The organism is Ancylobacter vacuolatus, assembly GCF_030813595.1.
In the GTDB taxonomy this organism is placed as follows: domain Bacteria; phylum Pseudomonadota; class Alphaproteobacteria; order Rhizobiales; family Xanthobacteraceae; genus Ancylobacter; species Ancylobacter vacuolatus.
Genome location: NZ_JAUSUH010000010.1, coordinates 40,708 through 64,570 on the forward strand (window position 1 = coordinate 40,708; position 23,863 = coordinate 64,570).

Sequence of the window (23,863 nt, forward strand, 5' to 3'; positions counted from 1 at the left end):
GGCGCCGGTCGGCAGCGGAGCTTCCTCGGGAAGGCCCCTGGCGCTCCCGGGCGTGTTCTGGGTCGATCCGGCGCAAAGGAGAGGCCGAACCAGCCGCGCTCACCGCGCGGATGGCGTTCATCGCCGGGTTTTGCGTCCCGACAGACAGCGGCAAGCGCGGGCGGCAGGCAGGATGTTCTGTGTGGGGAGGGCTTCATGCCGCGCGGGCCGCAGCGCCGCAGGGCGGGCGCCGGCCTGTTTTCGGCGGCGACAGCACCGAGGCGGCGGGCGCGAGGGGATATGAAGCAGCGGCGCATCTGCCGCCGCGAAACCACGCGACGCCCCCGCCGGCGTGCATGGCTTCTCTTGGCCAGGGCGCCGGTCCGCCGGTAACGCTACCGGCGAACCTGCCCTGATGGCACCGCGCCGCACCCCGCGCCTTCCGGCACGGGGGGCGCGGCCCCAGCGTCAGGATCAACCGTTGACGGTTTCCTTCAGGCCCTTGCCGGGCGTGAACTTCGGGGCCTTGGAGGCCTCGATCTTGACCGGGTTGCCGGTGCGCGGGTTGCGGCCCTCGCGCGCGGCGCGGGTCACGACGGAGAAGCTGCCGAAGCCGATCAGCTTGACTTCTTCGCCGGCCTTCAGCGAGGCGGCAATAGCGTCGAAGGTCGCGTCGACCGCGGCCGCAGCAGCGGCCTTCGTCAGCTTGGCCTGCTCGGCCACGGCGGCGACGAGTTCGTTCTTCGTGGTCATTTGACCGGTCCTTCCCTTGATTGCACAAGAATCGTCGATCGCATGCACCGACGACGGGCGGGCACACTTTCCCCAAAATGCGGCGATTGCAAGCGCCCCCGGCTAGAAACCCGCACAAATACACGACTTCAGAGGGTTTGGGTGTATTTTGATACCGCATTTTGTGACAATGCGGCCCGCCCGCAATTTAGGCGGATGCGACCCTTTCTTCCTCCGCGCCGGGCGCCCCTCCGGACGGGAGCGCCGCCCGGAGGGGCGGAAGCGCCCGATCGGAGAGAAACCGCCCCGCCCGCCCCGCGCCGGAGCCCTCTCTTCGCGCGAAAAGCCCCGTCCTGTCAGCCCGGAAAGCTGCCCGCGGGCGGTGCGCGGCCACGCCCCCGACATGCAAAAACGGCGGCGCCCGCGCGGGCACCGCCGTTCCTGTTCGTGTCCTGAAACGCCCGCTGGAGCCTGATCCGATCAGGTTGAACCAACCTGATCGGTGAATCAGTCTCTCAATTATTGATAGAGAACGTTTTACCGGTCTGATTGCGATGCAATCAGACCGGAACGTGCTCTAGTGGGCGGCAAGGCCGCCGATTTCGTCGCGGGCGATCACCGGCTCGACCTCGGTGGTCGGCGCCAGCACCTTCTCTTCCCAGACGATCGCCTCCGGCTGGCGGATGAGCGCGTGCTGCAGCACCTCGTCCATCCGCGACACCGGCACGATCTCCAGCGCGTTCTTCACATTGTCGGGGATTTCCGCCAGGTCCTTGGCATTCTCCTCGGGGATCAGAACCTTCTTGATGCCGGCCCGCAGGGCCGCCAGCAGCTTCTCCTTGAGGCCACCGATCGGCAGCACCCGGCCGCGCAGCGTGATCTCGCCGGTCATGGCGATGTCGCGGCGGATCGGGATGCCGGTCAGCACCGAGGTCAGCACGGTCGCCATGGCGACGCCGGCCGACGGCCCGTCCTTCGGGGTCGCCCCTTCGGGAACGTGGACATGGATGTCGCGCCGGTCGAACAGCGGCGGCTCGATGCCGAAATCGAGGGCGCGCGAGCGGACATAGGAGGCCGCCGCCGAAATCGATTCCTTCATCACGTCGCGCAGATTGCCGGTGACGGTCATCTTGCCCTTGCCGGGCATCATCACGCCTTCGATGGTGAGGATCTCACCGCCGACCTCGGTCCAGGCCAGGCCCGTGACCACGCCGACCTGGTCCTCGTCCTCGGCCTCGCCATAGCGGTATTTCGGCGCGCCGAGATAGTCCTCCAGCTGCTGGACCGTGATCTTGACCGACTTCTTCTTAGTCAGCATCAGGTCCTTCACCGCCTTGCGGGCGAGATTGGAAATCTCGCGCTCAAGGTTGCGCACGCCGGCTTCCCGCGTGTAGCGGCGCACCAGCATCAGCAGCGCCTCGTCGTCGATCGACCATTCCTTCAGCTGCAGACCATGCTTGGTCAGCGTCTGCGGAATGAGATGGCGGCGGGCGATCTCGACCTTCTCGTCCTCGGTGTAGCCGGCGATGCGGATCACCTCCATCCGGTCCAGGAGGGCCGGCGGGATGTTCAGCGTGTTGGCCGTGGTGACGAACATCACGCTGGAGAGGTCATAGTCGACCTCCAGATAGTGATCGGCAAAGGTGTGGTTCTGCTCGGGGTCCAGCACCTCCAGCAGGGCCGAGGACGGGTCGCCGCGGAAATCGGCGCCCATCTTGTCGATCTCGTCCAGCAGGAACAGCGGGTTCGACTTCTTGGCCTTGCGCATCGACTGGATGATCTTGCCGGGCATGGAGCCGATATAGGTCCGGCGATGCCCGCGGATCTCCGCCTCGTCGCGCACGCCGCCAAGGGCCACGCGCACATATTCGCGGCCCGTCGCCTTGGCGATGGACTTGGCGAGCGAGGTCTTGCCGACGCCGGGCGGGCCGACCAGGCACAGGATCGGGCCGGTCAGCTTGTTCTGCCGGCTCTGCACGGCGAGATATTCGACGATGCGGTCCTTGACCTTGTCGAGGCCGAAATGGTCGGTATCGAGCACGTTCTGGGCGAAGGGCAGGTCCTTCTTGACCTTGCTGCGGTTGCTCCACGGGATCGACAGCATCCAGTCGAGATAGTTGCGCACCACGGTGGCTTCCGCCGACATGGGCGACATCTGCCGCAGCTTCTTCAGCTCGTGCGTGGCCTTCTCGCGCGCTTCCTTGGAGAGCTTGACGGTCTTGATGCGCTCTTCCAGCTCGGCCAGCTCGTCGCGGCCGTCCTCGCCGTCGCCCAGCTCCTTCTGGATCGCCTTCATCTGCTCGTTGAGATAGTACTCGCGCTGGGTCTTCTCCATCTGGCGCTTGACGCGCGTGCGGATGCGCTTCTCGACCTGAAGGACCGAGATTTCGCTCTCCATCAGCGAGAGCACCTTCTCAAGGCGGGTGGTGACCTTGAGGATTTCCAGCACCGCCTGCTTCTCGGGGATCTTCACCGCGAGATGCGAGGCCACCGTGTCGGCCAGCTTCGAGTGCTCCTCGATCTGGGTGACGACGCCGACGACTTCGGGCGAGACCTTCTTGTTCAGCTTCACATAGCTGTCGAACTCGGCCAGCACCGAGCGGCCAAGCGCTTCGGCCTCGACCTTGGAGCCAAGCTCCTCCTCCAGCGCCTCCGCCTCGGCCTCATAGAGGTCGGTGCGGTCGGTGTAGTGCCGGACCTTGGCGCGCGAAATGCCCTCGACCAGCACCTTCACCGTGCCGTCCGGCAGCTTGAGCAGCTGCAGCACCGAGGCGAGCGTGCCGATCTTGTAGATGGAGGAGGTCTCCGGGTCGTCGTCGGAGGCGTTCTCCTGCGTCGCCAGCAGGATGAAGGTGTCGTTGCGCATCACCTCTTCGAGGGCGCGGATGGATTTCTCACGGCCGACGAACAGGGGCACGATCATGTGCGGGAAAACGACGATGTCGCGCAGCGGCAGGACCGGGAAGGTCTGAGGGACTCCCGGGGTGAGCGCGGTGCGAGGCTTGGGGCTCGTCATGGCTCTTTCCTTTCTGTTGGCGGCAGGCGACGTGTCCCGACGACAGGCGTCGTCGGGCGGCACCGTGCCGCAATGCGGCCGGAACGCGAACGTTGATCTCTGTGCGGGGGCTGCGTTAGGCGCGCTGGGCACGTCGATGCGGTCGAGGACCGGGGGTTGAGGCTCAGATGGCGATGCCCCCGCCCCCCGTCAAGGGAGCGGGCCGCGTCGCTGGCCGGGCGTGGCTGCCCGGCCCTGCCCACCGCCGGTTCCTCAGGCACTCGCGCCCGCATCGCCGGCTGCGCGGTCCGCATAGATGTAGAGCGGACGCGCATTCTGATCGACGACCTCTTTGCTGATGACGACCTCCTCCACCCCTTCCAGGCCGGGCAGGTCGAACATCGTGTCGAGCAGGATGCCTTCCATGATCGAGCGCAGGCCGCGCGCGCCGGTCTTGCGCTCGATCGCCTTGCGGGCGATGGCGCCCAGCGCTTCCTCATGGATGGTCAGCTCGACATTCTCCATCTCGAACAGGCGCTGATACTGCTTCACCAGCGCGTTCTTCGGCTCGGAGAGGATCTTCTTCAGCGCCGCCTCGTCGAGATCGCCCAGCGTGGCGATGACGGGAAGACGGCCGATGAATTCCGGGATCAGCCCGTATTTCAGCAGGTCTTCCGGCTCGACCTCGCGGAACACCTCGCCCGGCTTGCGGTCCTCGGGGGCGGAGACGACGGCGCCGAAGCCGATCGAGGTGCCCTTGCCGCGCGAGGAGATGATCTTGTCGAGGCCGGCGAAGGCGCCGCCGCAGATGAACAGGATGTTGGTCGTGTCCACCTGCAGGAATTCCTGCTGGGGATGCTTGCGCCCGCCCTGCGGCGGCACGGAGGCGACGGTGCCTTCCATGATCTTCAGCAGCGCCTGCTGCACGCCCTCGCCCGAGACGTCGCGGGTGATCGAGGGGTTGTCGGACTTGCGGCTGATCTTGTCGATCTCGTCGATATAGACGATGCCGCGCTGCGCCCGCTCGACATTGTAGTCGGCCGACTGCAGCAGCTTGAGGATGATGTTCTCGACATCCTCGCCGACATAGCCCGCCTCGGTCAGCGTGGTCGCGTCCGCCATGGTGAAGGGCACGTCGAGGATGCGGGCGAGCGTCTGCGCGAGCAGCGTCTTGCCCGAGCCGGTCGGCCCGATCAGCATGATGTTGGACTTGGCCAGCTCGACGTCGCCGGCGTGCTTGGTCGCGTGGTTCAGGCGCTTGTAGTGGTTATGCACCGCCACCGAGAGGACGCGCTTGGCATGGAACTGGCCGATCACATAATCGTCCAGGACCTTGCAGATTTCCTTCGGGGTCGGGATGCCGTCGCGCGACTTCACCAGCGAGGATTTGTTCTCCTCGCGGATGATGTCCATGCACAGCTCGACGCATTCATCGCAGATGAACACGGTGGGTCCCGCAATGAGTTTGCGGACCTCGTGCTGGCTCTTGCCGCAGAACGAGCAGTAAAGAGTATTCTTGCTGTCGCCGCCGCCAACCTTGCTCATGCGTCTCTCCGTCCGCTCGGCAGTCCAGGCATCGCCCGGAACCGCCCCAGTCCCGCGGCCGCCGCGGGCCTCCAAGGGGGGAGAAACGCGACGGCTCGAAAACGCCGTCAAAAGGAAGCGACTTAAGGGTCCTTGTTCAGTGCCACAGCCAAGCACGCTAGCAGCGACACGATCAAGCGGGCAATCGAACCATCCCCGACTTCGCGGATGGGCGCTGGCCTCGTCGTACCCCCGTCACACCTCCGGGCGACACTTCATTCTGAAGTCATGCAAGCGCGATACCGCGAAGCATGCAAGCCCGCGCTTCATTTCGGCGCGGGCTTCCTTGTCAATATAGGAAGCCAAACCGGCCTCCGAAACACGGCGCAAACGCCCGTCAGGGCTTCGCCGGAGCCTCTTCCGGGCGTTTGTCGATCACTTTGTCGATAAGCCCAAAGGACTTGGCGACCTCGGCGGTCATGAAGTTGTCGCGCTCCAGCGCGTCCTCCACCGCCTTGATGTCCTGGCCCGTGTGCTTCACGTAGATCTCATTGAGCCGCTGCTTGAGGCTCATGATCTCCTTGGCGTGCAGCATGATGTCCGTCACCTGCCCCTGGAAGCCGCCCGAGGGCTGGTGCACCATGATTCGCGCATTGGGCAGGGCGAAGCGCATATCCTTCTCGCCGGCGGTCAGCAGCAGCGAGCCCATCGAGGCCGCCTGGCCGATGCACAGCGTCGACACCGCCGGCTTGATGAACTGCATGGTGTCGTAGATCGCCAGCCCCGATGTCACCACCCCGCCCGGGGAGTTGATGTACATCGAGATTTCCTTCTTCGGATTCTCCGCCTCGAGGAACAGCAGCTGGGCGACCATGAGGGTCGCCATGCCGTCCTCGACCGGGCCGGTCAGGAAAATGATGCGCTCCTTCAGGAGCCGGGAATAAATGTCGTAGGAACGCTCGCCCCGGTTGGTCTGTTCGACCACCATCGGGACCAGGTAGTTGTTCAAGGTATCAATCGGGTCACGCATATTTCGATCCTCGGCGGTACGGCGCGCCTGCGCCGCCCGCGAATCCAACCACCCTACACTAAAGGGAAAGCGCGTCCCTACCAGCCCGCCGGCGATGAAGTGGCGGACAGCGGAGCCGCACGTGGTGCACGACTCCGCGAGTTCCGTCGGCCTCAGGCCGCCTTGGTGTCCTCGTCCTCGGCGTAGAGTTCCTCGCGCGAGACGGGGACTTCATTGACCGTGGCGAGTTCGAGCAGATAGTCGACGACCTTCTCCTCGAAAATCGGCGCGCGCAGGCTGGCCAGCGCCTGGGCGTTCTTGCGGTAGAACTCCCACACCTGCTGCTCCTGCCCGGGGAACTGGCGGGCACGCTCGACGACGGCGCGGGTCACTTCGTCGTCCGTCACCTGAATGTTGTTCTTCTCGCCGATTTCCGCAAGGACCAGGCCAAGGCGCACGCGGCGCTCGGCGATCTTCTGGTAGTCGGCGCGGGCGGCTTCCTCGGTGGTGTCCTCGTCGGCGAAGGTCTTGTTCTGGGTGGCCATCTCGGACGTCACCGAGCCCCAGATGCCGTCGAATTCCTGCTGGGCCAGCGTCGGGGGCACGTCGAACTGGTGCAGCCCGTCCAGCGCATCGAGCAGGCGGCGCTTGGCCTTGTTGCGGCTCTGCGCGTTGTGCTCCTGGGCGATGCGGGTCTTCACCTGCTCCTTGAGCGCCTCAAGGCTGTCCATGCCGAGCGTCTTGGCGAACTCGTCGCCCATTTCCATCTCGGTCGGCGATTCGATCATCTTCGCCGTCACCTCGAACGCGGCCGCCTTGCCGGCCAGATGCGCCGCCTGATAGGCCTCGGGGAAGGTCACGTTGACGGTGCGGGTCTCGTCTTCCTTGATGCCGACGAGCTGCTCCTCGAAGCCGGGGATGAAGCTGTTGGAGCCGAGCACCAGCGGCACGTCCTCGCCCGAACCGCCCTCGAACACTTCGCCGTCGATCGAGCCGACGAAGGACAGGGTGACGCGGTCGCCATTCTCGGCGGTGCCGTCGGGCTTGGCGGCATAGGGGCGGTTGGCGTCGGCGATCCGCTTGACGGTCTCCTCGACCTCCTCGTCGGACACGGCCAGCACCGGCTTGTCGAGGCTGATGCTCTTGAAGTCGCCGAGCGTGATCGCCGGCAGCACTTCGAGGTTCACGGTGAAGGACAGGTCGGCCTTGCCCTCGATCACCTCGTTGACCGCCGCCTCGTCCTGCGGCAGCTCGACCTTGGGCTGCATCGCGAGCTTGAAGCCGTTATCCTCGATGATCTTGGTGTTGGCCTCGTTCACCGCCTGGTCGATCACCTCGGCCAGCACTGACTTGCCGTACATGCGCTTGAGATGGGCGACCGGCACCTTGCCGGGGCGGAAGCCGTTGAGGCGGACCTTGTCCTTGAGCTCGCTGAGGCGCGCATTGGCCTTAGCGTCAAGTTCGGCGGCCGGCAGCACCACGCGATATTCGCGCTTGAGACCTTCGGCGAGGAGTTCGGTGACCTGCATTTTCAATCGGCCTTCGTCTTGTTTGCCGCTTGCGCGAGCTCTCGAATGTCTGTGTGCGTGGCCGCGTGAACGCCGTTGGCCCCGCTCGGTGCAAATGGGTCGGAAGGCGGCACCGGACAAGGGCAGGCACTGGTGCGGGCGGAGGGACTCGAACCCCCACGACTCTCGCCACTGGAACCTAAATCCAGCGCGTCTACCAGTTCCGCCACGCCCGCGGTTGCGCCTGTCGCCCGCCACATCGTCCGCGAGGGACGCGCATGGGCGCATGTGCGCGCACCCGAGAAGGTACCGCCAGCCGGGTGCGGGCTTATAACACGGTCATGACGCTGCGCCAGCGCAAAATGCGCGCCCCCGCTCGCCGCTACACAGCCCCGAGAAAGCCGAACAGCCGGCGATAGACCGGGCGCAGCGCCTCGATCAGATCATCGGCGACAAGGCCCGGCCCGGCCTCGCGCGCCGCCTCGCCATGCAGCCACACGCCAGCGCTGGCCGCCTCGAAGGGCGGCATGCCCTGCGCCAGCAGGCCGCCGACGATTCCCGCCAGCACATCGCCCGCCCCCGCGGTTGCGAGATAAGGCGGCGCGTTGGCGGCGATCGAGGCGCGCCCGTCCGGGCTCGCCACCACCGTATCCGGCCCCTTGAGCAGCAGCGTCGCCCCGAGCCGGGCCGCCCCGGCGCGCGCCCGCTCCAGCCGCGAGGGCGCCTCCAGCACGTCCGGGCAGCCCTCGAACAGCCGGGCGAACTCGCCATCATGCGGGGTGGCGACCGCGGCCGGCGCGGCGTCGAGAGCGCGGGCGAGCGCATCCGCCTCGCCGGTGAAGGAGGTGAGGAGATCGGCGTCGATCACCAGCCGCCGGTCGCGACAGGCCGCCAGCCGCTCGCGTGCCCCCGGCCCGACGCCGAGGCCGGGGCCGAGCACCACGGTCGTCAGCCGGGCATCGGCCAGCAGATGCGCCAGCCCGGCGGCATCCTCCACCGGCCGCACCATGACGGCGGAGAGATTGGCCGCGTGGATCGCCAGCGCCTCAACCGGGCAGGCCACCGTCACCAGCCCCGCCCCGGCCCGCAGCGCGGCGCGGGCGGCGAGCCGCGTCGCCCCGGTCGCCTGCGCCGGGCCGGAGACGGCGACGAGATGGCCACGGGCATATTTATGCCCCTCCACCGCCGGCACCGGGAATTGCCCCGCCCACAGGTCAGGCACATTCTCGAAAGCGCGGGGAGCGATCACATCAAGCGCTTCGGGCAGGATGCCGATATCGGCCACGGTCCGTTCGCCCGCGTGCAGCCGGCCCGGCAACAGCACATGGCCGGGCTTGGGCCGGAAGAAGGTGACGCTCCAGCGCGCCTTTATCGCCGCCCCGCGCACCGCCCCGGTAGCGCCGTCGATGCCGGAGGGCAGGTCGACCGCCAGCACCGGCAAGCCGGAGGCCATCACCGCCGCGTTCACCCGCTCCACCAGCGCCCGCGCCGCGCCGTCGAGATCGCGCGCCAGCCCGGCGCCGAACAGCGCGTCGATGACGAGATCGACCCGCTCTAGCGCCGCGCCCTCCGCCGGTTCGACCGGCCCGGTCCATCGCGCCGCCATCAGCGCCGCATCGCCGCGCAGCGCGGCGCGCTCCCCGAGCAGCGCGAGGCGCACCCGATAGCCGGAAGCGGCCAAAAGACGCGCCGCGACGAATCCGTCGCCGCCATTATTGCCCGGCCCGCACAGCACCAGCACCCACCCGCCGGCCAGCGTCACCCGCGCCGCGAGGCGGGCGACCGCCTCTCCCGCCCTTTCCATGAGCAGGGCACCGGGCACGCCGGCGGCGATGGTGAAGGCGTCGGCGCGCGCCATCTCGGTGGGGGTGAGAAGCTCCATGAAACCTTGTTCCTGAACGGTCCGGCAGGGGCGGCGGGGCAGCACCGAGCTTAGCCGAAACCGGCCTTGTCAGGCGAGCCACGCCAGCGTCGCAGCAAACGGCGGCAAATGCCCATGTTTCGCGCAGCCCTCGGGCGTCGGGATCGGCCGGAGTCGCCCAGTTCTTAATCATTACGCCCAAAACTTCATCGTTCGCCGAAAACGAAGCTGTTTGGCCCGCCGCGTGGCGCCGTGCGATGATGCGCTATTAACGGTTTCCGGCGACACTGGGGTGCTTGGCATGGGTTCTGCTTCTTCGCGACCCGACTCGGCCGGGCGTCGCGGATCGACGAGTCAGGGAGACGAGGTCAGATGAAGAAGATTGAGGCCATCATTAAGCCCTTCAAGCTCGACGAGGTGAAGGAGGCGCTGCAGGAAATCGGCCTGCAGGGCATCACCGTCACGGAAGCCAAGGGCTTCGGCCGGCAGAAGGGGCATACGGAACTGTATCGCGGCGCGGAATACGTCGTCGATTTCCTGCCCAAGGTGAAGATCGAGATCGTGGTAGCCGACGAAACGGTGGAAACCGCGATCGACGCCATTCGCCGCGCCGCCCAGACCGGCCGCATCGGCGATGGCAAGATCTTCGTTTCCAACATCGAAGAGGCCATTCGCATTCGTACCGGTGAGTCGGGCGTCGACGCCATCTGAGAGCCAGCGTAGTATGGTCGCGCATATGAGCGCGCCGCATCCTGATAGGGTGCGGCGCGTATCGTCGTTGACCATCCGCTTGGGACCAGCTGCCCCTCAAAAATCGGCAGTATCAGAAGAGGTACGAACAATATGACGACGGCCAAGGATGTACTGAAGCTAATAAAGGACAACGACGTTAAATACGTCGACCTGCGCTTCACCGATCCCCGCGGCAAGTGGCAGCATGTGACCTTCGACATCTCGATGGTCGACGAAGATTTCTTCGCCGAAGGTCAGGCTTTCGATGGTTCCTCCATTGCGGGCTGGAAGGCCATCAACGAATCGGACATGCACCTGCAGCCCGATCTCGATTCCGTCAGCATCGACCCGTTCTTCGCCGAGACCACCATGGTCGTGGTCTGCGACGTGCTGGAGCCGACCACGGGCGAGCCCTATGGCCGCGACCCGCGCGGCATTTCCAAGAAGGCCGAGGCCTATCTGAAGTCCACCGGCATCGGCGACACCATCTATATCGGGCCGGAAGCCGAGTTCTTCATCTTCGACGATGTGCGCTTCACCGCCGATCCCTACAACACCGGCTTCAAGCTTGATTCGGTCGAACTGCCCACCAATGGCGGCACCGAATATGAAGGCGGCAATCTCGGCCACCGCGTTCGCACCAAGGGCGGCTATTTCCCGGTCCCGCCGGTCGACAGCTGCCAGGACCTGCGCGGCGAGATGCTTGCCGCCATGGCGCGCATGGGCGCCAAGGTCGAGAAGCACCACCACGAAGTCGCCTCCGCCCAGCATGAGCTGGGGCTGAAGTTCGACACGCTGGTGACGATGGCCGACCAGCTGCAGATCTATAAGTACTGCATCCACCAGGTCGCCAACGTCTATGGCAAGACGGCCACCTTCATGCCGAAGCCGATCTTCGGCGACAACGGCTCGGGCATGCATGTGCACCAGTCGATCTGGAAGGACGGCAAGCCGCTGTTCGCCGGCAACAAATATGCCGACCTCAGCCAGGAATGCCTGTGGTACATCGGCGGCATCATCAAGCACGCCAAGGCGCTGAACGCCTTCACCAACCCGCTGACCAACTCCTACAAGCGGCTGGTTCCCGGCTATGAGGCGCCCGTGCTGCTCGCCTATTCCGCGCGCAACCGCTCGGCCTCCTGCCGCATCCCCTACACCACCTCGCCCAAGGCCAAGCGCGTCGAAACCCGCTTCCCGGACCCGGGCGCGAACCCCTACCTCGCCTTCGCCGCGCTGCTGATGGCCGGCCTCGACGGCATTCTGAACAAGATCGATCCCGGTCCGGCCATGGACAAGGACCTGTACGATCTGCCGCCGAAGGAGCTGAAGAAGATCCCGACCGTCTGCGGCTCGCTGCGTGAGGCGCTGTCCTCGCTCGACAAGGACCGCGACTTCCTCAAGAAGGGCGGCGTGTTCGAGGACGACTTCATCAACGCCTATATCGAGCTGAAGATGGTCGAGGTGATGCGGTACGAGATGACCCCGCACCCGGTCGAGTTCGAGATGTACTATTCGGTCTGACCGGCACGCCGGCCGACCAACGGAAAGGGGCGCCGCGAGGCGCCCCTTTTTTGTGCCGGCCGGCATGTCTGTGCCATGCCGGCAAACAAAAAGGGCGGGTCCAAGGACCCGCCCTTTCGTAGGGAATGCGAGGCGCCGATCAGCGCTTCGAGAACTGGAAGCTGCGGCGGGCCTTGGCCTTGCCGTACTTCTTACGCTCGACGACGCGCGAATCGCGGGTCAGGAAGCCGCCCTTCTTCAGCGGGCCGCGCAGCTCGGGCTCGTAATAGGTGAGCGCGCGCGAAATGCCGTGACGCAGCGCGCCGGCCTGGCCGGAAAGGCCGCCGCCGGAGACGGTGCACACCACGTCATACTGGCCGGTACGGGCCGCCGTGGTGAAGGGCTGCTGGATGATGAGGCGCAGCACGGGACGGGCGAAATACACCTCGATCTCGCGCTCATTGACCAGGATCTTGCCGGTGCCGGGGCGGATCCACACGCGGGCGACCGCGTTCTTGCGCTTGCCGGTGGCGTAGGAGCGGCCCTGGCGGTCCAGCTTCTGGACATGCTTGGGGGCCTCGGGTGCCTGGGACTTGAGGGCTTCGAGCCCGTCGAGCGACTGGATGAGCTCAGCCATGATCAGTTCCCCACATTCTTGCGGTTGAGCGCGGCGACGTCGAGCGTCTCCGGCTGCTGGGCTTCATGCGGATGGGTGGCACCCTTGTAGACGCGCAGATTGCCCATCAGCTTGCGGCCGAGCGGGCCGCGGGCCAGCATGCGCTCAACGGCCTTCTCGACAATGCGCTCGGGGAAACGACCTTCGAGGATGAACTTGGCCGTCCGCTCCTTGATGCCGCCGGGGAAACCGGTGTGGTGGTAATAGACCTTGTCGTCGCGCTTGCGGCCGGTCAGCACCACCTTGTCGGCATTGATGACGACGATGTTGTCGCCGCAATCGACATGCGGGGTGTAGATCGGCTTGTGCTTGCCCTTGAGGCGGGTGGCGATGATGGTCGCGAGACGGCCGACCACAAGGCCGGACGCGTCGATCACGACCCATTTCTTCTGAATATCGGCGGGTTTTGCCGAAAACGTCTTCATGGGAAAATCCATATGCAAGGGCGCGGAATGCCCGCACCTCTCTCGTGGCGGGTTTCTAGACGAGCCCACGCGCAACGTCAATGTCGTCATACGCCGAATTCACGTTACTAATCAAAGGGTTGCAATTTAGGTATTTTAATACCCCGCGCTAACCCCTTGATTTCGGGCTCCCGGCACCCGCGAAGGGCCGTGCGCGCACCCACGCACCACTCCTGCGAAAAAGCTCGCCTCGCTCGCCGCCCAGTCCCATATGGCGGGACGCGCCCCGCCTCCAGCTCTCAGGTCCTGCGATGAATCACGATTCCTATGACGACGCCTTCATCGCCGACTGGCTCGCCGGCGTGCGAACCATCGCCGTGGTCGGCGCCAGCCCGAAGCCCGAGCGGCCCAGCCATGGCGTCGCGCTCTATCTCGCCCAGCGCGGCTATAAGGTGTTCGCGATCAATCCCGGCCAGGCCGGGCGCGCCATTGCCGGCCTGCCGACTTACGCCCATCTCGCCGATGTGCCCGAGCCGATCGACATGGTCGACGTGTTCCGCGCCCCCGAGCATCTCGAGTCCGTGGTTGGGGAAGCGCTGGCGCTCTCGCCGCGACCGAAGCTCATCTGGGGCCAGCTCGGCGTGCGCGACGATGCGGCGGCGGCGCGCGCCGAGGCGGGCGGCATCGCGGTGATCATGAACCGCTGCCCGGCGATCGAGATCCCCCGCCTGCGCCTTGCCCGGCCGGCCTGAGGGCGTGGCGGTTTTCGGCGACGGTGCCGGCCAAGAGAGGCGGCAAACACGTGGCGGCCGGCGATATCAACAGGTCGCCTCTGCTGTTTAATTCTTTCTCCAATCCTGTTGCGTTTTTTAGCGAAGACGCGACACTGCCGGCCAAGACGGCCGCAGCGTCCTGCGCCCTCGCGCGGATCGCCAGCCCGTCGACAGGAGAACGCCAATGACCGACGCTGCCTCGCCCACTCCGGGCTTCGCCACCCTCGCCGTCCATGCCGGCGCCGCGCCCGACCCCACCACCAAGGCCCGCGCCACGCCGATCTACCAGACCACGTCCTTCGTGTTCGACGATGTCGACCACGCCGCCTCGCTGTTCGGGCTGAAGGCGTTCGGCAATATCTATACCCGCATCGGCAACCCGACCAATGCGGTGCTGGAAGAGCGCGTGGCGGCGCTGGAAGGCGGCACCGCCGCCCTCGCCGTGGCCTCCGGCCATGCCGCGCAGCTGCTCGCCTTCCAGACCCTGCTGACCCCCGGCGACGAGTTCATCGCCGCGCGCAAGCTCTATGGCGGGTCGATCAACCAGTTCAACCACGCCTTCAAGAGCTTCGGCTGGAACGTGGTGTGGGCGGATTCGGACGATGTCGCCTCCTTCGAGCGCGCCATCTCGCCGCGCACCAAGGCCATCTTCATCGAATCGATCGCCAATCCCGGCGGCATCGTCACCGATATCGCCGCCATATCAAAGATCGCCAAGCGCGCCGGCGTGCCGCTGATCGTCGACAACACGCTGGCCACCCCCTATCTCATCCGCCCCTTCGAGCACGGCGCCGACATCATCATCCATTCGGCCACCAAGTTTCTCGGCGGCCATGGCAATTCCATTGGCGGTGTGCTGGTCGATGGCGGCTCGTTCGGCTGGATGCGCGAGGGCCGCTACCCCTTCCTGTCGCAGCCGCGGCCGGAATATGAGGGCATCGTCATTGGCGAGGCCTTCGGCAATTTCGCCTTCGCCATCGCCGCCCGCGTGCTGGGCCTGCGCGATCTCGGCCCGGCGCTGTCGCCGTTCAACGCCTTCCTGCTGCTCACCGGTATTGAGACCCTGCCGCTGCGCATCCAGCGCCATTGCGACAACGCGCTGGCGGTGGCCAAGCATCTCGCCGACCACCCCAAAGTGTCCTGGGTCAGCTATCCCGGCCTGCCGGGCGACCGCTATTACAACCTCGCCCAGCAATACACGCCGAAGGGCGCCGGCGCGGTGTTCACCTTCGGGCTCAAGGGCGGTTTCGAGGCCGGCGTCGCGCTGGTGTCGGGGGTGAAGCTGTTCTCGCACCTCGCCAATATCGGCGACACCCGCTCGCTCATCATCCACCCCGCCTCCACCACCCATCGCCAGCTCGCCGACGAGCAGAAGGTTCTGGCCGGTGCGGGCCCGGATGTGGTGCGGCTTTCGGTGGGAATCGAGGACGTGGCCGACATCATCGCCGATCTCGATCAGGCGTTGGCGGGCGCCTGATTCACGCCATGCTTTCGCCAGCCTTGCAGATCGTGAACGAATTGTGAGCGTGTCATGCGCGGCCCGCAGGGCTGGGATGCGGTATATTTCCTACCAAATGAGCAGGGTGTCAAATATATAGGCATCGGAATGATTAACGGACGTGCAGCTGCCGGGGATGCCCGGAGGCCGCGATCCGGTTAACCGACAACCGATGGAGACTGACATGCTGCTTTGGGGCCTCGTTGCCAAGCAGATCCGCCGCTACCAGGCGTATCGCCGCACTCTGATCGAGCTCTCCCAGCTCGACGACCGTACCCTCGCCGACATCAACGTGTCGCGTGGCGAAATCACCAGCGTTGCCCGTCGCGCCGCCGCTGCGGCGTGATGCGGCCTTGAGGCTGGACGAACGCGCCTCACTGCACTGATCGTCCACCTCACTGCACTCATTGTACGGCCCCGGAATTTTCCGGGGCCGTTCTTTTTTGCCCCCGTTCCGTGCTAAGCCGCGCACGGATGTGTTGAGCAGCGGCAGGATATGAGCATCACCGAAAAGCGCCCGGTTCACATTGTCGGCGGCGGCCTCGCCGGCTGCGAAGCCGCCTGGCAGCTCGCCCGGCGCGGTAGTGCGGTGGTGCTGCACGAGATGCGCCCGACGCGCTCCACCGACGCCCACAAGACCGACAGCCTGGCCGAGCTTGTGTGCTCTAACTCCTTCAGATCAGACGATTCTTCCAATAATGCCGTCGGCGTGCTGCATGCCGAGATGCGCCGCCTCGGCTCGCTCATCATGGCCTGCGCCGACAGCCACCAGATCCCCGCCGGCGGGGCGCTGGCGGTGGATCGCGAAGGCTTTGCCGAAGCCGTCACCGCCGCCATCACCGCCCATCCGCTGATTACGGTGGAGCGCGGCGAAGTCGCCGGCCTGCCGCCGGACGAGTGGGACAGCGTCATCGTCGCCACCGGCCCCCTCACCTCCCCGGCGCTGGCCGAAGCCATCCGCGCCCGCGCGGACGAGCAGGCGCTGGCTTTCTTTGACGCGATCGCGCCGATAATTCACTTTGATTCCATAGACATGGACGTGTGCTGGTTCCAGTCCCGCTACGACAAGATGGGACCCGGCGGCACCGGTGCCGACTATATCAACTGCCCGATGGACAAGGAGCAGTACGAGGCCTTCGTCGCCGCCCTGGTCGCCTCCGACACCGTCCCCTTCCGCGAATTCGAGGCCAACACGCCCTATTTCGACGGCTGCCTGCCGATCGAAGTGATGGCCGCGCGCGGCCCCGAGACGCTGCGCCACGGCCCGATGAAGCCGATGGGCTTGACCAACGCCCATAATCCGACCGTGAAGGCCTATGCCGTTGTCCAGCTGCGCCAGGACAACGCCTTGGGAACGCTCTACAATATGGTCGGCTTCCAGACCAAGACCCGCCATTCCGAACAGGTGCGCCTGTTCCGCATGATCCCGGGGCTGGAGAAGGCTGAATTCGCCCGGTTGGGCGGACTGCACCGCAACACCTACCTCAATTCCCCCCGCCTTCTGGATGCCTCTCTGCGGCTCAAAGCCTTGCCGCGCCTGCGTTTTGCCGGCCAGATCACCGGCTGCGAGGGCTATGTCGAGAGCTCCGCCATGGGGCTGATGGCCGGCCTGTTCGCCGCCGCCGAGCAACGCGGCGAAGCGCCCGCCCTGCCCCCGCCGACCACCGCCCATGGTGCCCTTCTCAACCACATCACCGGCGGTCATATCGAGACGGTGGAAGCGGGCCCGCGCTCCTTCCAGCCGATGAACATCAATTTCGGCCTGTTTCCGCCGCTCGACGCCAATCCCACCCGCGACACGGAAGGCAACCGCCTGCGCGGCGCGCAGAAAACTGTCGCCAAGAAGCAGGTGCTCGCCGCCCGCGCCCTCGCCGATCTCGACGCCTGGGCGAAGGCCAATGCCGACGAGCCGAACGAGGCAGCGGCGTGAGTTTCACGGTCCCCGCCAAGGGCGGCGTGTTCGAGCTCGACACGGTGCTCAAGCGCGACACATTCTCCACTATCGAGCGCGGCCTCTGGCACGACCCCGCCGGCAATGTCTTCCCCGCAGTGCGCCGCAACTATGCCGAGGTGAAATGGTGGGTGAAGCCACTCGCCCGTCACTTCGCCGCCCGTGAGGCCCGCGCGCTGATCCGCGCCGAGGGCAGCGGCCACACGGTGCCGGTCTACGCCCTAGAGGAAGGCTATCTGGTGCGCGGCTTTGTCGACGGCATTCCGTTGCAGATCGCCCGACCGCGCGGCGACCTCGCCTATTTTGCCTCGGCCCGCAAGGGCTTGCGCGAAGTGCATCGCCGCAACATCGCCCATAACGACCTCGCCAAGCCGCAGAACTGGCTCTACGCCGCCGACGGGCGCGCCGTGCTGATGGACTTCCAGCTCGCCATGGTTTTTTCCCGGCGCAGCAAGGCGTTCCGGGTCGCGGCCTATGAGGACATCCGCCATTTCCTCAAGCAGAAGCGCAGCTACTGCCCGGAGGCGCTGACCGCGCGGGAGAAGAAGATTCTGGCCCGCAAGAGCCTGTTCACCCGCGTGTGGATGAAGACCGGCAAGAAGGTCTACAATTTCGTCACCCGCCGCCTGCTCAATTATCACGACACCGAAGGGCGCGGCCCGCGCGCCATGGAGCAGGGCCCGCGCATCGCCACCACGCTGGCGGAAGTGGCGGGCGTGCGCGCCGTGCATATCTGCGACTTCCCCACCGCCGGCCATTCCTTCGGCCTCTATGCCTTTGTCGAGGCAGAGGGTGTCACCGAGGAGGCGCTGCGCGCCCATCTCGCAGCCCGCCTGCCGGACCTGCTGCCGCCCGAGCATCTCCAGGTCGTTCCCGCCTTGCCACGCGACGCTACGGGCGCCGTGCGCGACGACCTCGTTCGTCTGGTCGCTCTCAATCAGCTCGACCAGCTCTCCCAGCTGCCGCGCGGGCCGCAGGAAGAAGCGACGCTGGCGGCCATCATCCGCGACCGCCGCAATCTCAGCGATCGGGTGCGCGGCGGAATCTAATCCGCAGCCTGTGCCCGCAACTCCCGCACAAAGGCGTCGACCAGCGGCTGCTCGCCCTTCAGCCGTCTTGTGGCGGCGAAATGGGTGGTCTCGAAGCCATAGGCCTCTGGCTTCAGCACCCGCATCTGACCACGCGCCACCCAGTCCTCGCCGATATGGCGCGGGAGATATCCGATGAAGCGGCCGGACAGGATCATCATCACCTGCGCCTCCATCTGCACGATGGCGCCGCTCGCGCGCGGGTGGTTGACACGGTAGAGGTCGTCGAGATGGCGATAGCGCCGCACCGAGAACAGCGCCTCCTCGATGCGGGCATGGGTGATGTCGGCGCCTGGCACATCGAACAGCCCATGGCCCCGCCCGCAATACAGTGCCTGCGCCTCTCGGTTCAGCGGGACATAGGTGATGCCGGGCACCTTTTGCGAGAAAGGCCCAACGACGAGGTCGCGCGCGCCGTCCATCAGCGCTCGCTCCAGCACAAGCGGCGTTCCGAGTTCCAGATCGACGAACACCTCTGAGGCATAGGCCATGTAGCGCGACAGCGCGGTCTGCAGTCCGAGCTGCGGGTTGGTGACGACACCATCAACAATGCCGACCCGTAGCCGCCCTACCAGCCGCTGCTGATCACGGCCGATTCGGCCATGGAAGGCGTCGATGTCCTCGAACAGCCGCTTGGTGGCGGCGAGGGTCGATTCGCCGAACGGCGTCAGCCGGAAACCCGCCCGTCCGCGCTCGCAAAGCTGCCCGCCGAGCTTGCGCTCCAGCGCCGCCAGATGGGTCGATAGAGTGGATTGCGACAGGTTCAGCGCGATCTGGGCGTCCTGGAAGCCGCCCTCCTGCGCCAGCACCACGAAAACCCGCAGCAGCCGCAGGTCGATATTGTCGAGACGGCGCATGCGGGCTCCCCATCCGTCCGGGCGGCGCGCCGGCCCCCGAAGCCGTCGTCATCCCGGCCGAGCGCAGCGAAAGTCGGGATCGCGTGACGCGGCCCCACCTCCGGCAGACGATCCCGGATCGGTTCTGCGGACCTTCCGGGATGACGGCGGCACGCTCGGCTCACACCAGCCAAACTCACATCAACCTTTGCCGATGTATCTTTCCATTAATTCCGATTTTTATTGAAGTGAAGATGCGCGAGCATGGACCGGTCGCAAGGAGCCCGCCGTGCCCGTCTTCCCCCGCCGCGTCCCGTCCCGCCCATGACACTCGACGGCCTTTCCGGGCGCACCGTGCTGGTTACGGGAGCCAGCCGTGGCATCGGCCTTGGCATAGCCCGCGCCTTCGCCGCTTCGGGCGCTGAGCTGCACATGCTCGCCGAGGATGAGGCGATCTTCGAGGCGGCCGAACGGCTTGGCGCGCGCGGCCACCGCGCCGACATCACCTCGGCCGGGGACGTGGCAAAGGTCGCCGAGGACCTCCCCCATCTCGACGTGCTGGTGAACAATGCCGGGCTGGAGCGCGTCACACCATTGGACGATGCGAGCGACGCGAACGAAGCGATCTTCCGCCGGGTGGTGGAAATCAATGTCGTCGGCACCTTCCTCATCACCCGCGCCCTGCTGCCCAGCCTCAGCCATGGCGGGCGCATCATCAACACCGCCTCGATCTGGTCGCGTGGCGCCGAATCACTGTTCGGCGCCTATGTCGCCTCCAAGCACGCGGTGATCGGCCTTACCAAGACCTGGGCGAAGGAACTCGGCCCGCGCGGCATCACCGTGAACGCCGTCTGCCCCGGCTGGGTGCGCACGGAGGCCTCGCTGCGCTCCCTGCACGCCATGGCTGAACGCACCGGAATCGCACCGGAATCTCTGCTGCAGGAGATCGTGGCGGCGCAGATTCTCCCCGGTTTCATGGACCCTGAGGATGTCGCGGGCACTTATCTCTTCCTCGCGTCCGACCTTGCCGGCAACATCACCGGCCAGAGTCTGGGCGTCGATCGAGGAGAATTTCCATGGTAGCCCACCACAAAGACACCTCCCACAGGGACTTGCGCGTCATCGTCACCGGCGCGGCCAGCGGCATCGGCCGGGCCAGCGCCGATGCACTCAGTGCCGCCGGCGCCAAGGTGATCGGCTTCGACCTTCATCCGCCACCGGACGAGACGCACTGGCCGACCATCCTGGTCAATGTGGCCGACGAGGCCTCGGTCATCGGCGGCATGGAGGCGGCGGTCCGGGAAATGCGTGGCCTCGACGTCATCGTCAACTGCGCCGGCATCTGCGTGGAGACGCCGCTGGCGAGCTTTGACATCGCCGCTTTTGAACGCATGACAGCGGTGAATATGCGCGGGCCGATCCTGATGGCGCGCGAGGCCCTAAAGCGCTTCAGCGACGAGGGGCCGGTGCGCGGACGCATCATCAACATCGCCTCTGAGCTCGCCTATCTCGGCCGCGCCGGCTTCTCCGGTTATGCCGGCACCAAGGGCGCGGTGCTCACCCTCACCCGCTCCTGGGCACGCGAGCTGGGCCCGGACATCCTCGTCAACGCCATCGCACCGGGCCCGGTGGATACGCCCCTACTCGACTTCGACAATCTCAGCGACGAGCTGAAGCGGCTGGAGACGGGCAACCCGGCTGGCCGCGTCGGCCGGCCCGAGGAGGTCGCGCAGGCCGTGCTGTTCCTCGCGAGCCGCACCACCACCTTCATCACCGGCCAGTGCCTCAGCGTCGATGGCGGCGCGGCGATGCACTGAACCGATCAGCGATCAACACTCAGGGGGACCGGATGGTCGACAGCGTGCGTCTCGACGAACTCAGCTGGCCGGAATTCGCGGCGAAAATCGCGGCCGGCGCGCCAGTGCTGCTGCCGCTCGGCTCCACCGAGCAGCACGGGCCGCATCTGCCGCTCAATGTCGACGTGGTGCTGCCCACCGGCGTGTGCGAGCGCATCGCCCGCGAGGTCGGCGGCCTCGTCGCCCCTACAGTGGCCTATGGCTGCAAGTCGATGCCGCGCTCGGGCGGCGGCGAGCAGTTCCCCGGCACGCTCAGCGTCGACGCCCATACCTTCGCGCTGGTGCTGCGCGACGTGATCCGAAACCTCGCCCGGCAGGGCGTGCGCCGGCTGGTGGTGCTGAACGGCCATTACGAGAACCTGTGGCCCTCGGTCGAAGGCCTCGACCTCGCCCGCCGCGAGATCGCCCGCGACGGCATCACCGACTTCACCGTGATGCGGCTGGAATATTGGGACTTCGCCCAGCGGGCGACGCTGGAGAGCATCTTTCCCGCGGGCTTCCCCGGCATCGAGCTGGAGCATGCCAGCCTGATGGAGACATCGCTGATGATGGTGCTGCGGCCGGATCTGGTCGAGATGGACAAGGTCCCGTCCGACGGACCCGCAACCTTCCCGCCCTATGATCGCTTCCCCGTGCCGGACGATTTCGGCCTGCCTCCCTCCGGGGTGCTGGCGGTCGCCACCGGCTCGACCGTGGAAAAGGGCGAGGCGCTGATGGCCGACTACGTCACCCACATCTCCGCCGCCATCCGCAAGGAATTCGGGCTGTAGGCCTGCGTGTCCCGGCCCAGCGACGCCGCAGGCAGAGCGCCGCGCCGGGATCCATGGAAAAACCCCGAGGCTCCATTTTGCCTTGTCTTTGCCGCCCGCGGCGACGTCTTGCGCAGGGTCCCGGATCGGCGCCGCGCTACGCGCAGCTTGTCCGGGACACAGGAAAACGGGGCAGCGCCCCAATGAGGCTGATATGACCAACACCTTCGAGCCGCTCGATTCCGGCACCGTCCCCCGCTTTGCCGGGCTCCCCACCTTCATGCGGCTGCCGGTGGCCGAGCCCTCGCAGGTGGACATCGCCATTATCGGCGTGCCGTTCGACCTCGGCACGACCAACCGCGCCGGCACCCGCCACGGACCGCGCGAACTGCGCAACCAGTCGAGCCTGATGCGGCGCGTGCACCATGTCACCGGCCTGTCGCCCTATGACCGTGCCCGCGTCGCCGATTGCGGCGATGTCATCATCGATCCGTTCGACCTGATGCGCTCGCTCGACATCATCGCCGCACATTATGAGGGCGTCCGCGCCGCCGGTGCCCTGCCGTTGACCGCCGGAGGCGACCATCTCATCAGCCTGCCGATCCTGCGCGGCCTCGCAAAGGACGGCCCCGTGGGCCTGATCCAGTTCGACGCCCATTCCGACACCTACGACACCTTTTTCAACGGAAGCCGCTACACCCACGGCACACCGTTCCGCCGCGCCATTGAGGAAGGGCTGGTCGACCCCAAGCGCTTCGTCCAGATTGGCCTGCGCGGCGCCATCTCCAACGCCAGCAATTACGATTATGCCCGCGACATGGGCGTGCGCATCATCTTCATTGAAGAATTCATGGCCCGCGGCATCGAGGACGTGATGGCGGAAGCCCGCGCCATCGTCGGCGCAGCCCCGACCTATGTCACCTTCGACATTGACGGCATCGATCCTTCGCAGGCACCGGGGACCGGCACGCCGGAAATCGGCGGCTTCTCCACCCGTGAAGCGCAGGCGATGGTGCGCCGGCTCGACGGACTGGACATCATCGGCGCCGACCTGGTCGAGGTCGCACCGCCCTTCGACCCCTCTGGCCTCACGGCCCTGACCGGGGCGACGATCATGTTCGAACTGCTCTGCGTGCTCGCCGGCGTCGTTGCAAAGAAGGGGGCGCGCTGATGGCTCATGGTTACGAGAGCGGCCGGCTCGATCTTCCGTTTGTCGGCATCTGCACGTTCGGCAAGTACCCGCTCCAGCTCGACTGGGACAAGATCGATGCCGATGTCGTTATCCTCGGCGCGCCGTTCGATCTCGGGACGCAATGGCGCTCGGGCGCGCGTTCCGGCCCGCGCGCCATCCGCGAGGCCTCGACTCTGTTCTCCTTCGGCCACGCCGGCGCTTATGATCACGAAGACGACGTGACCTATCTGGCGGCGGAGACCACCCGCATCGTCGATGTTGGCGACGCCGACATGATCCACACCGATACCGAAGGCAGCCACGCCAACATCGAATATGCCGTGCGCAAGATCCTCGCGGCCGGTGCGCTGCCCGTGGTGTTGGGGGGCGATCATTCCGTCAACATTCCCTGCATCGAGGCGTTCTCGGAGCAGGAGCCGATCCATATCGTCCAATTCGACGCCCATCTCGACTTCGTCGACGAGCGTCACGGCGTGCGGCGCGGCCATGGCAACCCGCTGCGCCGCGCTGCGGAAAAGCCCTATGTCACCGGGCTCACCCAGCTCGGCATCCGCAACGTCTCCTCCACCGCGCGCGAGGGCTATGACGCCGCCCGTGCCATGGGGTCGGACATCCTGTCCGTACGCCAGATTCGCAAGCTGGGAACGGAAGCGGTGCTGGCGCGCATTCCGGCCGGCAAGCGCTACTATGTCACTATCGACATTGACGGCTTCGACCCCTCCATCGCCCCCGGAACCGGCACGCCGAGCCATGGCGGGTTCACCTATTACGAGGTACTGGAACTGCTCGATGGGCTGACCCAACGCGGCAACGTCGTCGGGGTCGACCTGGTCGAGGTGGCCCGAGAATACGATCCTGCCGGCGTCACCGCCATTCTGGCTGCCCAGGTGTTGCTCAACTTCATCGGACGGATTCTTCACCGCCGGGGCTCTTGAATACCGTTTGATCGGTCCAATCTTCTCCCTGACGATGCACCTTCCGCACCGCCTGACCGCCCCGA

General features: G+C 66.2%; 21 protein-coding genes and 1 tRNA gene. 12 read left to right on the top strand and 10 right to left on the bottom strand.

The window, feature by feature from the left end; genetic code table 11:
- Positions 1-453: 453 nt before the first annotated feature.
- The 7 genes from J2S76_RS18355 to J2S76_RS18385 all read right to left on the bottom strand — a co-directional run bounded on the left by J2S76_RS18355 (position 454) and on the right by J2S76_RS18385 (position 9,629).
- Positions 454-732, bottom strand: a complete 279-nt coding sequence (locus tag J2S76_RS18355; RefSeq protein WP_018386927.1) for an HU family DNA-binding protein — start codon at positions 730-732, stop codon at positions 454-456.
- Between the two features lie 556 nt (positions 733-1,288).
- Positions 1,289-3,727: an endopeptidase La gene (gene lon, locus J2S76_RS18360; RefSeq protein WP_307062779.1), complete on the bottom strand. Its 2,439-nt coding sequence runs from the start codon at positions 3,725-3,727 to the stop codon at positions 1,289-1,291.
- Positions 3,728-3,979: 252 nt separating this feature from the next.
- Positions 3,980-5,251: an ATP-dependent Clp protease ATP-binding subunit ClpX gene (clpX, locus tag J2S76_RS18365; RefSeq protein ID WP_018386929.1), complete on the bottom strand. Its 1,272-nt coding sequence runs from the start codon at positions 5,249-5,251 to the stop codon at positions 3,980-3,982.
- A 376-nt stretch (positions 5,252-5,627) separates the two neighbouring features.
- Positions 5,628-6,260 carry an ATP-dependent Clp protease proteolytic subunit gene (locus J2S76_RS18370; RefSeq protein ID WP_018386930.1) on the bottom strand — a complete coding sequence of 211 codons (633 nt, stop codon included), beginning with the start codon at positions 6,258-6,260 and terminating at the stop codon, positions 5,628-5,630.
- A 152-nt stretch (positions 6,261-6,412) separates the two neighbouring features.
- Positions 6,413-7,768 (bottom strand): trigger factor, encoded by a 1,356-nt coding sequence (gene tig / locus J2S76_RS18375; RefSeq protein WP_307063073.1) that lies wholly within the window; start codon positions 7,766-7,768, stop codon positions 6,413-6,415.
- A 130-nt stretch (positions 7,769-7,898) separates the two neighbouring features.
- Positions 7,899-7,983, bottom strand: a tRNA-Leu gene (locus J2S76_RS18380).
- Between the two features lie 146 nt (positions 7,984-8,129).
- A complete protein-coding gene (locus J2S76_RS18385; RefSeq protein WP_307062782.1) occupies positions 8,130-9,629 on the bottom strand; it encodes an NAD(P)H-hydrate dehydratase in 1,500 nt (499 codons plus the stop codon).
- 351 nt (positions 9,630-9,980) lie between these two features.
- Between J2S76_RS18385 and J2S76_RS18390 the strand changes: the two genes are divergently transcribed.
- Both J2S76_RS18390 and glnA read left to right on the top strand, forming a co-directional pair.
- A complete protein-coding gene (locus J2S76_RS18390; RefSeq protein ID WP_018386933.1) occupies positions 9,981-10,319 on the top strand; it encodes a P-II family nitrogen regulator in 339 nt (112 codons plus the stop codon).
- A gap of 132 nt (positions 10,320-10,451) precedes the next feature.
- On the top strand, positions 10,452-11,861 hold the full coding sequence (glnA, locus tag J2S76_RS18395; protein WP_307062784.1) for a type I glutamate--ammonia ligase: 1,410 nt from the start codon (positions 10,452-10,454) through the stop codon (positions 11,859-11,861).
- A gap of 139 nt (positions 11,862-12,000) precedes the next feature.
- Here glnA and rpsI read toward each other — a convergent pair whose 3' ends face one another.
- Together rpsI and rplM are read right to left on the bottom strand one after the other, a co-directional pair.
- Positions 12,001-12,477, bottom strand: a complete 477-nt coding sequence (gene rpsI / locus J2S76_RS18400; protein WP_018386936.1) for a 30S ribosomal protein S9 — start codon at positions 12,475-12,477, stop codon at positions 12,001-12,003.
- Positions 12,478-12,479: 2 nt separating this feature from the next.
- Positions 12,480-12,941 (bottom strand): 50S ribosomal protein L13, encoded by a 462-nt coding sequence (gene rplM, locus J2S76_RS18405; RefSeq protein WP_307062786.1) that lies wholly within the window; start codon positions 12,939-12,941, stop codon positions 12,480-12,482.
- 290 nt (positions 12,942-13,231) lie between these two features.
- On the opposite strand from rplM, the gene J2S76_RS18410 reads away from it, so the two are divergent.
- The 5 genes from J2S76_RS18410 (at position 13,232) to J2S76_RS18430 (ending at position 18,191) form a co-directional block, all read left to right on the top strand.
- Positions 13,232-13,672 carry a CoA-binding protein gene (locus J2S76_RS18410; RefSeq protein ID WP_307062788.1) on the top strand — a complete coding sequence of 147 codons (441 nt, stop codon included), beginning with the start codon at positions 13,232-13,234 and terminating at the stop codon, positions 13,670-13,672.
- 205 nt (positions 13,673-13,877) lie between these two features.
- Positions 13,878-15,170, top strand: coding sequence for an O-acetylhomoserine aminocarboxypropyltransferase (locus tag J2S76_RS18415; protein ID WP_307062790.1), 1,293 nt, complete (start codon positions 13,878-13,880; stop codon positions 15,168-15,170).
- A 205-nt stretch (positions 15,171-15,375) separates the two neighbouring features.
- Positions 15,376-15,537: a DUF1127 domain-containing protein gene (locus tag J2S76_RS18420; RefSeq protein WP_018386942.1), complete on the top strand. Its 162-nt coding sequence runs from the start codon at positions 15,376-15,378 to the stop codon at positions 15,535-15,537.
- Positions 15,538-15,687: 150 nt separating this feature from the next.
- On the top strand, positions 15,688-17,121 hold the full coding sequence (trmFO, locus tag J2S76_RS18425; RefSeq protein ID WP_307062793.1) for a methylenetetrahydrofolate--tRNA-(uracil(54)-C(5))-methyltransferase (FADH(2)-oxidizing) TrmFO: 1,434 nt from the start codon (positions 15,688-15,690) through the stop codon (positions 17,119-17,121).
- The gene (locus tag J2S76_RS18430) at positions 17,118-18,191 is read left to right on the top strand and encodes a serine/threonine protein kinase (protein WP_307062795.1); all 1,074 of its coding nucleotides are present in this window, start codon (positions 17,118-17,120) and stop codon (positions 18,189-18,191) included. The genes trmFO and J2S76_RS18430 overlap by 4 nt, the downstream gene beginning before the upstream one ends.
- Here J2S76_RS18430 and J2S76_RS18435 read toward each other — a convergent pair.
- Complete coding sequence (locus J2S76_RS18435; RefSeq protein WP_307062798.1) at positions 18,188-19,087, bottom strand: LysR family transcriptional regulator; 900 nt, start codon at positions 19,085-19,087, stop codon at positions 18,188-18,190. The two genes, J2S76_RS18430 and J2S76_RS18435, sit on opposite strands and share 4 nt — an antisense overlap.
- 303 nt (positions 19,088-19,390) lie before the next feature.
- Between J2S76_RS18435 and J2S76_RS18440 the strand changes: the two genes are divergently transcribed.
- From J2S76_RS18440 to speB (J2S76_RS18460), 5 genes are all read left to right on the top strand, one after another.
- On the top strand, positions 19,391-20,149 hold the full coding sequence (locus J2S76_RS18440) for an SDR family NAD(P)-dependent oxidoreductase (protein WP_307062800.1): 759 nt from the start codon (positions 19,391-19,393) through the stop codon (positions 20,147-20,149).
- Positions 20,143-20,883, top strand: coding sequence for an SDR family NAD(P)-dependent oxidoreductase (locus tag J2S76_RS18445; protein ID WP_307062802.1), 741 nt, complete (start codon positions 20,143-20,145; stop codon positions 20,881-20,883). The genes J2S76_RS18440 and J2S76_RS18445 overlap by 7 nt, the downstream gene beginning before the upstream one ends.
- A 32-nt stretch (positions 20,884-20,915) precedes the next feature.
- Positions 20,916-21,692 (top strand): creatininase, encoded by a 777-nt coding sequence (locus tag J2S76_RS18450; RefSeq protein ID WP_307062804.1) that lies wholly within the window; start codon positions 20,916-20,918, stop codon positions 21,690-21,692.
- 193 nt (positions 21,693-21,885) lie between these two features.
- The gene (speB, locus tag J2S76_RS18455) at positions 21,886-22,842 is read left to right on the top strand and encodes an agmatinase (protein WP_307062805.1); all 957 of its coding nucleotides are present in this window, start codon (positions 21,886-21,888) and stop codon (positions 22,840-22,842) included.
- Positions 22,842-23,798 carry an agmatinase gene (gene speB, locus J2S76_RS18460; RefSeq protein WP_307062807.1) on the top strand — a complete coding sequence of 319 codons (957 nt, stop codon included), beginning with the start codon at positions 22,842-22,844 and terminating at the stop codon, positions 23,796-23,798. The genes speB (J2S76_RS18455) and speB (J2S76_RS18460) overlap by 1 nt, the downstream gene beginning before the upstream one ends.
- Positions 23,799-23,863 lie beyond the last annotated feature (65 nt).